Here is a 13522-nt window from a genome sequence, read left to right on the forward strand (position 1 = left end):
AAAAATAGCCCAGCGTTAAGAAATATAAATAAGTATACAAAACGCTCGATTTTTTCGTTTGCGAACATTATAGTTAATTAAACGAGCGCTGACGCGTGTTATTCGGTTTCGAAAAAGGGTGAGCAAAGATGGATATCTCAACAAAAATGTATGATTTAGTGGTGATTGGCGGCGGGATAAACGGCGTTGCAGTGGCTGCGGATGCTGCAGGTCGTGGATTGAAAGTTGCACTCTATGAAATGAATGATCTTGCCTCTGCGACTTCATCTGCTAGCAGTAAACTGATTCATGGAGGCTTGCGCTATTTAGAGCACTATGAGTTTCGGTTAGTGTCAGAAGCGCTTGCGGAGAGAGAGGTATTACTGAAAAACGCCCCACACCTTGTCTCTCCTCTCCGTTTTCAGCTTCCTCATCGCGCGCATCTACGTCCAGCTTGGATGATTCGAGCGGGACTGTTTTTGTATGACACGTTAGGCAAGCGCGTGTCTTTAGCTCGAAGCCATGGTGTAACGTTTACAGGTGAGGAAAGTCCGTTAAAATCAGAAATGACAGTTGGTTTCGAATATTCAGATTGCGCGGTTGATGATGCCCGTTTAGTGGTAACCAATGCAAAATTGGCGAGGGAGAAAGGTGCAGAAATACATACCCGAGCCAAATGCATTAAAGCGCAGCGTAGTAACGACGAATGGCAAATTGACATTGAACACCGCTTGACAGGGGACGTGTCTAGCGTTCGTTGCAAGGCGTTAGTGAATGCGGCAGGACCTTGGGTTGACCGTTTTTTTGACCGCCAGCTTGATATGGTTTCGCCCCGTAGTATTCGCTTAGTAAAAGGTAGCCATATTGTTGTGCCTCGAATGTACAGCGGTGACAAGGCGTTCATTTTACAAAATGAAGATAACCGGATTGTGTTTGTGATTCCTTATATGGAGCACTACTCATTAGTAGGAACGACGGATGTTGAATATCAGGGTAACCCAAGTGAGGTGACGATCGACGATAGTGAAATTGCCTACTTGTGTGATGTGGTCAATCAGCATTTTAACCACACAATTAGCGCAGACGATATTATTACTACATGGTCAGGCGTTAGACCGCTATGCGATGACGAGTCAGATGACCCTCAGGCGGTTACTCGCGATTACACGATTGAGTTGGATGATTCCCTTAACGATGCCCCCTTATTGTCTATTTTTGGTGGTAAGCTCACCACCTATCGAAAACTGGGGCAAGCCGCTGTCGATAAACTTGCGCCATTTTTTCCGAAAATGGGACCTGAGTGGACCCGAACCGCAGCACTACCCGGAGGTAATTTCTCTAATCGCGAAAGCTTAGTTGCCGAGGTGATGAACGAACATCGCTGGATGGAGGAGTCTTTGGTTAAGCGATGGGTATACGCTTATGGAACCATGATTTATACGCTATTAGAAGGCAAGCAGGCGATAGGGGATTTAGGACAGACATTTGGTGCAGGACTGTATCAAGTCGAGGTGGATTATTTGATCGACGCTGAATGGGCGGTGACCGCTGAGGATATGTTATGGCGCCGTGGCAAGTTGGGTTTGGCGATAGATAACATTCAATTGAACGCGCTAACGGAATACATCGCTTCGGTGGCGCTAAAACGCGACAGACCATCACTGAAATCGGTGGGTTGAGATAATAGCGTCTGTGTTTGATGAGTGCTGTTTTTTGCACATACCATAAATAACAATGCCGCTCTGTTTCAGTCGCGGCATTGTTATGGTTATTGGTAGCATCCGCTTACTTAACGTCGACGACTTCAACCAGTACGTCACCCGTGGCGCCGCTTGGTGTATTAATGCCGAGATAGTTAGACAGTGTTGGTGCAATGTCATAAGGCGTCACCGCTCGACTCACGGTTTGCGCTTTCAACTGATTTCCAGCAAAAATCACCGGAACGTGAGTATCGAATCGCCATGGTGAACCATGGGTTGAAGCAATAGTGAGCCCATCCATATCGTTGATATAGGTTCTTTGATCAAAAACCAAATAAATATCGCCAGAGCGAGCAGGATGGTAATTGTTGCGAATGAGTTGATTCACTCGCGTATTGGCGACTTGATTCATGGCAATATCATTGCTGGTGACGGCGCTGGAAATTCCGGTAATGTTTACCACTTCCTCAGCAACGGCTTCTTGCACCTTGGCTAAGTTCAATTTCTTGTCTTTAATCATCTCATGGTCAAGATAGATGTAAGGCTGGGCGTAGAGCTTAATAACCTCTTTGCTTAAACCAAATTCAGTGTTTAGCCTCGCTTCTAACCCTGATTGCCAAAGTGCATCTTTTTGGAAATAAAACGGCTGCTTCAAACCCAGCTGATTTGCAGTAGGTGACGCTTCAGGTACTCCGTGATCGGCAGAAAGCACAATTAAGGTGTTATCTAACCCCACAGATTTGTCGATAGACTCGAACATAGCCGCAAGCGTGCGGTCAAGACGGATCAGATTGTCTTCCGTTTCTAAGCTTGAAGGGCCGTAGAGGTGAATGACGTAATCGTTTGAAGAAAAACTGACCGCTAGAAAGTCCGTGCTATCCCCTTGCCCCAACTTTTTCTCGGCAATTAATGTGTTGGCGAAATCGGCGGTAATCTCATCACCCGCTGGGCTTACTGTTAGCATAGTTGAATAGTATTGGAAGGATGCTGGACCATAAGGATGCGGGAAGGTTCTTTGAAAGCCCGCCAATTCGACTTTGTGATCTTGATTATGTTCTATGACGGTGTATGCCTCCTTATCCAAAGACAACTGCCACTTTTTGCCCGAGTAGCGTGCAGGTAGTGCTTTTTCATTCCACTTTGTTACCCATGCAGGGGTTTCGTCATAGTAATAGTCACTGGTGACAAACTCTGATTGAGCTTTGGAAAACCAAAAGGCTTTTCCAGCATGACCCGCGAGAGAAATGGCACCTCGATCCTTAACGGAAACAGAATACACTTGTGATTGACCGCTGCTGGCGATCGCTAGTTCATCGCTAAAGGTTGAAGACAAAATTGGCGCAGGTGAGCGACCATCACCCTGAGCGGTTTTTTGTGTAGGGTCTATCTCTGTGGCTTTATTGACACCAGAACCCTGTGTCAGCATAGCGTAGTTTGGGTCTTCAACGTTATAAACCAAACGGTTTAGGTTTCTATCAAACCAAACGTTACCAACCATACCGTGTACTGAAGGTGGCGCCCCAGTGGCTAGCGAAACATGGCCCACAATGGTTTCGGTATTGGCGTGTTGGTAATTAGCGTTGGTGTAATAGACACCTTCATCCATAAGATAACGAAAACCACCTTCGCCAAAATTATCTTTGAAGCGCTCGATCAAATCGGCTCTTAGTCCATCGACGGTAATCTGTACCACGAGTTTTGGAGATTGAGCAGCGTGTAGAGTGAAGCTTGCAAGGGCTGTGGTTGCGATAATAGTGGTGCGTTTTGCAAGGTGTAATAAACGTTCATTAGTAGGCATAAGGTTTCCTTTAGAAGGATGCATTTCACGATGATATTCAAGCCAGATTACTGAGTGCAAAGTAGTGAACCTATGCTGAAGAATAGAAGCGAAAGGTGTTGCACCAGTGAATACCATGAAACAGTAGTATATGATTTAGCTTAGGAGAATTTCGATGATAACGGGAGAATAATAGCGACAATTATCGCCGAACCATCTGATAACTAAGCGATATTAATAGTATCGGATTCTACTTGCTTTAAAGTTATATCGCTTATGCTTGATAGGGAATAGGGAATAGGGAATAGGGAATAGGGAATAGGGAATAGGCTGCCTGGTAGCGTGCGGCACCATTTAAGGTGCCGATAGAAAATACTACACTGTTTTGCCTATTCTCATGGAGTTAAGGCGATAGAAAATGAGTGAACCGAGTAGTACCGCGCAGCCCACGATTTTGTTGAGGGGCATGGGCTCCGAGTAAATGATGATACTTAATATCAGTGTCCATATTGGCTCAAGAAGCATGAGTAATGCAGCGTTGGTTGGCTGCGCGAACTTTTGCCCTGTAGTTTGCATCAAATAACGCAAGCTGGTGGCAAGAACTACACTCAACCCGAACCATGTCCATGTTCCCGTTGAAATAGTCTCAGGCCATGACTCGACGCAAAAAGAAAGGATGAGCCCAAAGCAACCTGCGGAGAAGAGCTGTAGAGTGGTTAATAGCATCGGTGATAAGCGTGCTGAGTATTTACTGTTTAAGTTGAAGTGTACAGCAAGCCCAACTGCAGCCGTTAAAAACCATAGGTGACTGGTCTGTGCATGCCATCCGCCACTCCATGAAAGCAAAAATAGCCCAACAAGTGCAATCGGGAGTGATAACCAAAATGCGCGTACTCGGTTTATTTCCAAACAACCCCCAGGCCACCATAGGTACGAATAGCATTGAAAGGCTCATAATAAATGCGCCTTCGCCCAGTGTTTCACTGATAGAGATGGCATGAATCCAACAAAAGATAGACAGCCCGAGCGCACTACCTACCCCCATCGCGCGCAAACCATCCTTGAAGCTGGTCGTTCTAAGGGCTTTTAAACAAAATGGTAGCAGGATCAATGACGCAAGCAAAAAGCGGAGGCCAATGAAACCAAAAGGAGGAAGCCCCTGTATGGCTTCTTTGGAGAAGACCCAGCCAGCTCCGGCAAGTAGAGTGGTAAAGATTAATATAAATTCAGCGCGAAAACGGTTAGTCATAATGAAAACATCTTGGTTTTTGTCCATTTTGCGCTAATTGGCGGCAAGACTCCATCTTAAATCATCAAGAAAATGGAGTCTTGGCAATAGTCTGACCTATTGGCTTTGTGGAGGTTGCGAAGGTGACCTGTAGGAGGCTTGTTGGTATGTGGAGCAATATTTCGTGGAAAAACGCAAGGTGCAACTATGTGCATTTGCTGTGAGCCTTCTATAGTAATAAAGAGATCAGGAAAACTTATGTAGTGAGCAGGAGTCAAGCATGGCATTTTTTTTATATAGTAATGATTCACTCACCGTGATTGAGGTGCAGACGAATCGGTTTGATGCCAAAATGATTCCCCACTTTCGCCAATACCTTAATCAGTTTGATCGGGTTATCTCTGAAAAGTTACTCATTGATTTAAGCGGTGTGATCTTTATGGATAGCAGTGCTCTTGGGACCATCATGGCATTACATAAAACCCATGAATTTGGAGAAATGTCCATTGTCAGCCAAAGCCCTTCGGTCCTTAATTTATTCAAATTGACCAAAGTCGATCAGCTACTAAATATTTATCGTGATATAGATCACGCAGTGGCGGACATGGCTTGATCAATTTGAGCATAAACAAGCCACTTCGTATTCAAATCGAGTGGTTTTTATTGACGTAACATTCGTTGTCATACACACTGACTGTCAACTTTTCGTGACACTTTCAGTAGGAATACCCAGTGCGTTTAGAAGTCTTTTGTGAAGATAGGCTCGGATTGACTCGTGAGTTATTGGACATTTTAGCGTCCAGAAATATTGATTTACGGGGCATAGAAATCGACATTACGGGGATTATTTATCTTAACTGCCCAGATATTGATTTTGATACATTTCGCGACCTAATGGCCGAAATTAGACGAATTTCAGGTGTTAAAGATGTTCGAAAAATTCAATTTATGCCCAGTGAAAGGCATAACACCGAACTGGTTTCGTTGCTAACAAATCTTCCATACCCGGTACTTTCTATTAATTTGAAAGGCTCGGTCGATATGGCGAATCACGCCGCGCTAAAATTGCTTGGTAAAAGCGAGCAAGAAGCGATTGCCCAACATATCACCCACTTACTGCCTAGTTTTCATTTCTCCAAGTGGATTGAAGGTGATATTTGTCGTCAGAAACAAGCGATTGTTGTTGATGGTATGGATTATTGGATGGAAATTTTGCCCGTTTACATTACGGGAGAATCTAATGAAACCGTGCTGGCCAGTGCGGTAATGAGCATTCAGCCAAGTAGCACGGCGATTATTTCGGAGTCACTTTCTGATAATAACATACTTGGTTTCGAGCATTTTGTAGGGGTATCAAACCGTCATAAAGCGCTCATGAGTCAAGCGAAAAAGTTAGCGATGCTCGATCAGCCCTTATTGATTGAAGGCGATACTGGCACCTAAGCAAAGAAATGCTCGCGAAGGCCTGTCACAGCCGCTCAAACCGCGCATCGAACCCATTCTTGGTGCTGAGCTGCGCTTCTATGCCTGACGATGTGGCGGAAACAGAATTGTTTGGTCATGCGCCAGGTTCCTTTAATCACGAGCATGGTCATAAAGGTATTTTTGAGCAAGCGAATGGTGGCACAGTGTTGCTCGATGAGATCGGTGAAATGAGCCCTCATCTGCAAATTAAACTGTTAAGGTTTTTGCAAGACGGTACTTTTAGACGTGTAGGCGAAGAACATGAAGTACACGTTGATGTGCGAATTATCGCTTCTACCCGTCACAACCTAGCGGATTTAGCGGAGCAGGGGGCATTTAGAGAAGACTTATACTATCGCCTTAATGTACTGACATTGACCATTCCACCATTGCGTGAACGAGCGAGCGATATTGCTCCACTTTTGGATCTGTTTATTGCTAAGCACAGTCAAAAGCTGGCGATTGCTAAGCCGCAATGTACGGACACCTTAGTCAAAGATCTAGGCAGTTACCCTTGGCCGGGTAACATGAGGCAGCTCGATAATTCGGTGTTACGAGCGTTAACACAAATCACAGGCAATAGCTTACAAATCGAAGACTTCAAACTACCAAAACTGGAGTCGGTTGCAACAAGTGGCGTCAACCTTAATCTAGATGGTTCGCTGGATGACATGATGAAAGACTACGAGTCAAGAATCCTTGAGAAACTGTACCAGTCATTTCCATCGAGCCGAAAATTAGCAAAGCGATTGAATGTGTCACATACATCCATTGCTAACAAATTGCGTGATTACAATATTCGCAAAAATTGATGTTGAAGACGTCGGGCGCTCATAAAGCACCGCAATAGCGTAAAGTCGTTAGGGGTCTAGTTAAAGGCACTGCGGCTTTCGCTGGTAAGGCATTTGATCTCGCCAGTCATTGGCAAATATCAGGGAGTTATAATGGAAGATAGCAGCTCGGCGGTGGGAATACATTGCCGTGATGGGAATGTGTTGATTCGTACCGCTAAACCCTCAGATGCGTACACAATATCCAACTATTTTCAGGAAAATAAAACGTTTCTAGCGCCTTGGGAGCCCAAGCGAGATTCCGCGTTTTATCGAGCGGATACTTGGGCAGCAAAGTTGGTTAAGCTAGAAGAGTTACACCGACTCGGACTTGCTTATTATTGCTTAATTTTCGATACGGATTCAAAAGAGATGAAGGGCACGGTGTCGCTGAGCAATCTAGTCAGGTTTCCACTTCACTCATGTAATTTAGGCTACTCTTTAGCCGAAAATGCCCAAGGCCATGGGTATATGCGCAAAGCTCTCGCCATGGTGATCCCTTATATGTTCAATGTGCAAAATATACATCGCATTGCGGCGAGTTATATGCCTCATAATGAACGAAGTGCCGCGGTACTTAATGCAATGGGGTTTCAAAAAGAGGGCTATGCAAGTGATTACTTGCTGATAAACGATCAGTGGGAGGATCATATCCAGACGGCGTTGATTAACCCTAATTGGAGAGCCAGCTAATATTGGACAGCCAGTAAATATTGGAGAATCAGCTAATGAAGCGTCTTGAACAGCAACTCACATTACTAATGGAATTGGACAAGCTTAAAAGCGTATTGCGCCGGACTCGAATAAAAAGCTCAGCGGGTCGCTTTGAAAATAGTGCAGAGCACAGCTGGCACGTGGCGATGATGGCGTTGTTATTAGAAGAGCATGCTAACGAACCTGTCGATATTGCTGTCGTGGTGAAAATGCTGTTGCTGCATGACATGGTGGAAATCGATGCTGGTGATACTTTTGTCTACGATCTTGCCGCATCATTAGAACAAGAACAAAAAGAGTTAGCGGCGGCAAATCGGTTGTTTGCGATGCTACCGCAAGAACAAGGCGACGAGTTGTTTTCGATTTGGCAGGAGTTTGAAGCGGCTGAAAGTGCTGAGGCAAAGTTTGCCAAGGCGCTCGATCGATTAATTCCGATGCTGTTGAACTATCATAATCAAGGTCAAAGCTGGTTAGAAAACGATGTGTCGAAGGAACAAGTCATGAAGGTGAACCAGAAGATAGAAAAAGGTTCACAAGTGCTGTGGGATAAAGCACAATCGCTGATAGAAGAAGCCGTAGAGAACGGCTGGTTAAAACACTAGGAGACTGAATGTCGTACACGACTTTGGATGAATACCAAAGAAAATGGATTTTCACTCATCAATCTATGCCTGTACCAGAAAGTGATTGGCCTTTCATCAAACCGATGACGCAAGCACGTGCAGCACAGTTTTGGAAAGAAAATATCAGTGCACAAAGCCCCGATGCTGAGCGTATGTCCTCTCAGGACTGGCCAATGAAAGACAGCAATTGGCAAGAAAGTGTCGATTGGATGAAAGCTTGGGAAGCCGATGAGAACGCGTTGCCAGAAGCGGTGGCGGACTTTATTGATTGGCAAGATGACGTGACGGTATATTTTTGTTATGAAAAATATAATGTGATTGAAACCAAGTGGTCGATTTTCAAAAAGTATTGGAAGAACTTTTTGTTTTACGATGACGGTCCAATTCTGTTAGGGCGTCGTAGGCCGGAATCGTTATGGTTCTCAACCAAAGGCACCGTTAGACTCGGTCGCCGAAGTTAAATGCTGATAGTTGAATGCTGATAGTCAAATCCTGATAGCTAAATACGGACAGCTAATCAGTGGAACGAATATATGAAGCCTGCATCTCTGCAGGCTTTTTTGTGCGCAAAATGGACTTAACTCACATTCCAAAAAAGTAACTAAGTTAAATGCCAAGTCTTTGATCTTACGCTAAGTATGCTTTTGCATAACAACGTGATACTGCTCTCAGTAAATCACTTTTTATTCACTATTAGCAAAGTTATATGTAGCTATTTCTCAGGACGAGCCATGTTATGCGCCACTATCTCAAATACATTATTCCGATCTTAGTTCCACTGATCGTACTACTTTTACCTCTCTCTGCATTTCCTTTCGACGGATTGACGATTATTCAGCAGCGCGTCATCGCGATATTTTTATTAGCGGCACTATGTTGGGTGTTTGAGCCTATTCCAATTTATGCAACGTCTGTGGTTATCATCGTATTGGAACTTCTTATGCTATCCAATAAAGGCATGTATTGGTTTCGTGCCGAAGAAGGTGAGGCGCATTTTGGTACCTTGTTGCGATATGAAGAGATCATGGCGACGTTTGCAAGCCCGATCATTATGCTGTTTCTTGGTGGGTTCTTTCTCGCGATGGCAGCGACGAAATATCGTTTAGACGTCAACCTAGCAAGGGTATTGCTGAAACCGTTTGGTACTGATCCTAAATACGTAATGCTCGGTTTGATGCTGATAACCGGTGTTTTTTCCATGTTTATGTCAAATACGGCGACTACGGCAATGATGCTGTCTATTCTAACGCCAGTGATTGCTTTATTTGGGCCAAAAGACCCTGGACGTATTGCCTTTGCATTGTGTATTCCTGTCGCCGCCAATATCGGTGGAATCGGTACCCCTATTGGCACACCGCCAAACGCTATCGCACTAAAATATCTAGTGGGTGAAAACTACATTAGTTTTGGTGAATGGATGGCATTTGGCGTGCCATTTGTTGTGGTGATGATGGCTCTGGCTTGGGTGTTGATTAATACACTTTATGGTGCTGAGCAGAAAAAAATTGAGCTGGCGATCAAAGGTAAGTTTCTGAAAACGCCAAAAGCTATCATGGTGTACATTACTTTCGCTGGCACCATTATCCTATGGTTAATGGGCTCAACGCATGGCATGAACTCGTATACCGTGGCGCTTATCCCGGTGGCGGTATTCTCTCTTACTGGCATTATTAATAAAGAAGATCTCAAACGTATCTCGTGGGATGTACTTTGGTTGGTATCAGGCGGGATTGCACTTGGCTTAGCTTTAGACAAAACCGGGCTGGCGCGATTAGTGGTGCATAGTATTCCTTTTGATGCTTATTCCCCTTACGTCGTGCTATTTGGCGCTGCATTCTTGTGTCTCATCATGGCCAACTTCATGTCGCATACCGCAACCGCAAACTTACTGATGCCAATTATGGCGGCGTTAGGCGCGTCTATGGTATCGCTCGCGCCACTTGGCGGCGAAATTACCTTGATTCTGGTTGTGACGTTTGCGGCATCATTGGGCATGTCGTTACCGATTAGTACGCCACCTAATGCCTTGGCGCATGCCACGGGCAATGTACAAAGTAATCAGATGGCGAAAGTTGGTATTATTCTTGGCGTCGTCGGTGTGCTATTAAGCTTTGTACTCGTTTGGCTGTTGCATGCGGTAGGGCACATTGGATAACCCATATGGATAAGCTGGTAAAACATTATTTTTCAGAACCCACGCGACAAGTGACGATGATGGCTGGCGATGTCGTATTACGTCAGCACGGTCATAATGACCGACTGTACTATGTGCAAAGTGGCGAGCTGGAAGGGTTTGATGAACGAGAGGAAGATGGCAACCTGACCAAATTATTCACGGCATCAAGTGGCGCTTTTATTGGCGTACACAGTTTCTTTTCTGGCACGTGGACTGCGTCGTCAACCGTTAAGGCAAAAACGCAAGTTAAACTGGCGTGGATAGATAAAAACACACCAGCGATTAGGCCGGACGAGCTAGGTCCGCTCAGTGCGCAGTTTATGCCAGTGATCGTGAATGAGCTATCTCGGCGTCAGCGACGGGCAACCCAAGAAGCTATCGCCAAAGAAAAAGTGCTACAACGGCTACATACAGCTGAGCAAATGACTACGCTAGGACAACTCGCAGCAGGCATTGCTCATGAGCTTAATAATGCTATTGGTGTGGTCAGCAGTAAGACTGAGCATTTGCAAAGTGAGCTTATTCAATTACTAGAAGAAGCGCATCCAGAATCGAGCCAATATTTCGACTTAGGCTTGATGCAAGGACAATGGACGTCGTCTAGCGAGGCGAGAAAGATCGCCAAGCAGGTCGAACGTACTTACAAACTTGATCGCTTACTCGCGAAGCGATTGGCTAAAGCGCTAGGTACTGCGACGCTACCACAACAGTGGCTTGATAGACCGGAACAAGCAATAAAGTATTGGGAACTAGGGCGTGATCTTCACGATCTTAGACTCGCGGCACGCCATACCGTCGGCATTGTAAAGTCGGTCAAACAGTTAGGGCGTACCGACAGTGAGCAAGACGAGTTGATTGATATTAATGACACCATTAACAAAGCCCTGTCTTTGCTGCAAAGTGATTTACGTCTTGTTTCCGTCAGAGTGCGTCCGGCAACCCTGCCGTTAATTAAAGGGGCTTCGACAGAATATGTGCAAATCTGGAGCAACATCATTAAAAATGCCTGTGATGCCATGCATACCACCGCCGCGCCAGAAATAGAGATTCAAACCCGTTGGGTGAACCAGCGTATTTTGGTGACTGTTTCTAATAATGGCCCTGAGATAGATGAATCCATTCGACGAAAAATATTTCAACCTAACTTTACCACCAAAAAGGGCGGCCTCAGTTTTGGTTTAGGGTTGGGGTTATCAATTGTTAAACGTATTGTGAGTGAAAATAGCGGCACGATTGTGGTGAAAAGCAGTCCAGAACAAACTATTTTCCGAGTCAAATTACCAGTAGGAGAAGCAAATGGAGAAGCTTAATATTATTTGTGTAGACGATCAGCGAGAGGTACTCAGTGCCGTTGTTCAGGATTTGGAGCGCTTGTCTAATTGGATAAATATTGAAGACTGTGAATCGGGCGCTGAGGTGCTAGAGCTGTTGGATGATTTGGACGCAGACGGTGAACACGTCGCGGTTATTATTTCTGACCACGTAATGCCAGGAATGACAGGGGTAGAATTACTGACCACCATTTCGCAAGATAGTCGATTTAAATGGATGAAAAAAGTGCTATTAACTGGGCAGGCCACACACTCAGACACCATTACCGCCATTAATACAGCGGGCGTAAGCCATTACTTTGAAAAGCCATGGAATGCCGAGGCGCTAACGGAATGCGTCCGCACGCTAGTCACGCATTTCATTTTTGACAGCGGCTTGGACTACCAGCCGTATCATGAAGAATTGGATCAGCAGGTGGTACTGACAAGGCTCAGTTCATCGTTTTAAAGTGAAGCACTTGCATTACCGCCACTTTTAATGCCCGACATGATAGTCGGGTATTAAGTTTACTCTGTTTCTTTATTCTGTCTCTTGTCTCTGACTTTTACTCATTCTAGCCCTCATCTTATGTTCTCATCGTGGTCAATATCCGACAATGACGATATGCGACATAGTTAATACTCTTAATGACAGATTTTTATGGTTACATCCTCTATGATGGGGAATGAATGAAGATGGACGTTTCTCCCTTATGAATAGAAATTTCTCCGTTATCAATAGAAGTTCCTAGCATCATCAGTAAAAGCTTCTACTCATCTTCAATAAAAACCAAGACACAAGAAGTACATTAAATACCCTTAGTGATATCGACATCGGAATCAGGAGGATGACATGTCAGAACATTATGCCGTGGTCACTTGGACGCGAGGCGACGACGAAATTTTCCACGACAACCAGTATAGCCGCAGTCATCGTTGGGAATTTGATGGCGGGCTGATTGTCCCTGCCTCACCATCCCCTCACGTGGTACCGCTACCACTATCAGTAGAAGAACATGTTGATCCTGAGGAAGCGTTTATTGCCGCTTTATCGAGTTGTCACATGCTGGTCTTTCTTTCTATCGCTGCGAAGCGCAACTATGTGATAGACAGTTATACAGATAAAGCTATCGGTACTCTTGGCGAAAATGAAGCCGGAAAACTGGCGGTGACCAAGGTGGTGCTACGTCCCAATGTCGTGTTTTCAGGAAAACGTATCCCTACAATGGCGCAGTTACAAAAAATGCACCATTTGTCCCATGAAAATTGCTTTATTGCCAATTCCGTTACGACACTCGTAACAACGGAAATCATAGAGTAACACGCTATTTATTTTCAGTGAGCGGTGCGTAATATTGTTCGACGTCGCGCTCAAACATTTCGACGCGTCGGGAGGGTCAAATGATTTCGGCCACAGAGTTTAAAATTACCTCCAGTGTATTTAGTTATAAACGTGATGAGTTCCCTTTGGTTAAAATTCAAGGTGCTCGGGTTAAACTGAATACGATATCGGATCACTTACTTAAAATCGTACTGGTTGGCGTATTGTTTTCGAGTGTTGTGTGGATGATATACCCTGAAGAATTTGGCGTTTTGTTAGCTCCAATCGCGTTTGTTGTTGGTGTGGTATACACCATATTTAACATTAAAAAATACGAACTTCAGGTTGAATTTGAACATATTGATGAAACCGTAGTGTTCAGTGCGTATCGGTGGTAGGC

Annotated in this window: 11 protein-coding genes and 2 pseudogenes; 11 read left to right on the top strand and 2 right to left on the bottom strand. The window is 44.7% G+C overall.

Annotation, left to right across the window (positions count from 1 at the left end):
* The first annotated feature begins 128 nt into the window (after nucleotides 1–128).
* Nucleotides 129–1658 carry a glycerol-3-phosphate dehydrogenase gene (gene glpD / locus AC0L66_RS07280; RefSeq protein WP_473568907.1) on the top strand — a complete coding sequence of 510 codons (1530 nt, stop codon included), beginning with the start codon at nucleotides 129–131 and terminating at the stop codon, nucleotides 1656–1658.
* Nucleotides 1659–1764: 106 nt separating this feature from the next.
* On the opposite strand, the gene AC0L66_RS07285 is transcribed toward glpD, so the two are convergent.
* Both AC0L66_RS07285 and AC0L66_RS07290 read right to left on the bottom strand, forming a co-directional pair.
* Entirely contained in the window at nucleotides 1765–3477 is a 1713-nt protein-coding gene (locus tag AC0L66_RS07285; RefSeq protein ID WP_265673526.1) for an alkaline phosphatase family protein, read from the bottom strand.
* A gap of 354 nt (nucleotides 3478–3831) precedes the next feature.
* A pseudogene (locus AC0L66_RS07290) lies at nucleotides 3832–4705 on the bottom strand (DMT family transporter).
* Nucleotides 4706–4964: 259 nt separating this feature from the next.
* Here AC0L66_RS07290 and AC0L66_RS07295 point away from each other — a divergent pair.
* The 10 genes and pseudogenes from AC0L66_RS07295 to AC0L66_RS07340 all read left to right on the top strand — a co-directional run bounded on the left by AC0L66_RS07295 (nucleotide 4965) and on the right by AC0L66_RS07340 (nucleotide 13520).
* On the top strand, nucleotides 4965–5297 hold the full coding sequence (locus AC0L66_RS07295) for an STAS domain-containing protein (protein WP_473568909.1): 333 nt from the start codon (nucleotides 4965–4967) through the stop codon (nucleotides 5295–5297).
* Nucleotides 5298–5416: 119 nt separating this feature from the next.
* Nucleotides 5417–6960: pseudogene (gene tyrR, locus AC0L66_RS07300) on the top strand (transcriptional regulator TyrR).
* Nucleotides 6961–7092: 132 nt separating this feature from the next.
* On the top strand, nucleotides 7093–7671 hold the full coding sequence (gene rimJ, locus AC0L66_RS07305; protein ID WP_265673530.1) for a ribosomal protein S5-alanine N-acetyltransferase: 579 nt from the start codon (nucleotides 7093–7095) through the stop codon (nucleotides 7669–7671).
* 35 nt (nucleotides 7672–7706) lie between these two features.
* Nucleotides 7707–8294 carry an HD domain-containing protein gene (locus AC0L66_RS07310; RefSeq protein WP_473568911.1) on the top strand — a complete coding sequence of 196 codons (588 nt, stop codon included), beginning with the start codon at nucleotides 7707–7709 and terminating at the stop codon, nucleotides 8292–8294.
* A gap of 8 nt (nucleotides 8295–8302) precedes the next feature.
* Nucleotides 8303–8776, top strand: a complete 474-nt coding sequence (locus AC0L66_RS07315) for a DUF2947 domain-containing protein (RefSeq protein WP_473568913.1) — start codon at nucleotides 8303–8305, stop codon at nucleotides 8774–8776.
* Between the two features lie 275 nt (nucleotides 8777–9051).
* Nucleotides 9052–10470, top strand: a complete 1419-nt coding sequence (locus AC0L66_RS07320) for an SLC13 family permease (RefSeq protein ID WP_265673533.1) — start codon at nucleotides 9052–9054, stop codon at nucleotides 10468–10470.
* Nucleotides 10471–10475: 5 nt separating this feature from the next.
* On the top strand, nucleotides 10476–11801 hold the full coding sequence (locus AC0L66_RS07325; protein ID WP_473568914.1) for an ATP-binding protein: 1326 nt from the start codon (nucleotides 10476–10478) through the stop codon (nucleotides 11799–11801).
* On the top strand, nucleotides 11788–12270 hold the full coding sequence (locus AC0L66_RS07330) for a response regulator (protein WP_473568916.1): 483 nt from the start codon (nucleotides 11788–11790) through the stop codon (nucleotides 12268–12270). Before AC0L66_RS07325 ends, AC0L66_RS07330 begins: the two co-directional genes overlap by 14 nt.
* 384 nt (nucleotides 12271–12654) lie before the next feature.
* The gene (locus AC0L66_RS07335) at nucleotides 12655–13122 is read left to right on the top strand and encodes an OsmC family protein (RefSeq protein ID WP_265673536.1); all 468 of its coding nucleotides are present in this window, start codon (nucleotides 12655–12657) and stop codon (nucleotides 13120–13122) included.
* Between the two features lie 80 nt (nucleotides 13123–13202).
* Entirely contained in the window at nucleotides 13203–13520 is a 318-nt protein-coding gene (locus tag AC0L66_RS07340; protein ID WP_473568918.1) for a hypothetical protein, read from the top strand.
* The last annotated feature ends 2 nt before the right edge of the window (nucleotides 13521–13522 follow it).

It is taken from the genome of Vibrio sp. GJ43-1 (genome assembly GCF_055808835.1).

What these genes read in the sequence shown, in the direction of transcription:
- glpD (WP_473568907.1), top strand. Translation starts at nt 129, where the DNA reads ATGGATATCTCAACAAAAATGTATGATTTAGTGGTGATTGGCGGCGGG.
- AC0L66_RS07285 (WP_265673526.1), bottom strand. Translation starts at nt 3,477, where the DNA reads ATGCCTACTAATGAACGTTTATTACACCTTGCAAAACGCACCACTATT.
- AC0L66_RS07295 (WP_473568909.1), top strand. Translation starts at nt 4,965, where the DNA reads ATGGCATTTTTTTTATATAGTAATGATTCACTCACCGTGATTGAGGTG.
- rimJ (WP_265673530.1), top strand. Translation starts at nt 7,093, where the DNA reads ATGGAAGATAGCAGCTCGGCGGTGGGAATACATTGCCGTGATGGGAAT.
- AC0L66_RS07310 (WP_473568911.1), top strand. Translation starts at nt 7,707, where the DNA reads ATGAAGCGTCTTGAACAGCAACTCACATTACTAATGGAATTGGACAAG.
- AC0L66_RS07315 (WP_473568913.1), top strand. Translation starts at nt 8,303, where the DNA reads ATGTCGTACACGACTTTGGATGAATACCAAAGAAAATGGATTTTCACT.
- AC0L66_RS07320 (WP_265673533.1), top strand. Translation starts at nt 9,052, where the DNA reads ATGCGCCACTATCTCAAATACATTATTCCGATCTTAGTTCCACTGATC.
- AC0L66_RS07325 (WP_473568914.1), top strand. Translation starts at nt 10,476, where the DNA reads ATGGATAAGCTGGTAAAACATTATTTTTCAGAACCCACGCGACAAGTG.
- AC0L66_RS07330 (WP_473568916.1), top strand. Translation starts at nt 11,788, where the DNA reads ATGGAGAAGCTTAATATTATTTGTGTAGACGATCAGCGAGAGGTACTC.
- AC0L66_RS07335 (WP_265673536.1), top strand. Translation starts at nt 12,655, where the DNA reads ATGTCAGAACATTATGCCGTGGTCACTTGGACGCGAGGCGACGACGAA.
- AC0L66_RS07340 (WP_473568918.1), top strand. Translation starts at nt 13,203, where the DNA reads ATGATTTCGGCCACAGAGTTTAAAATTACCTCCAGTGTATTTAGTTAT.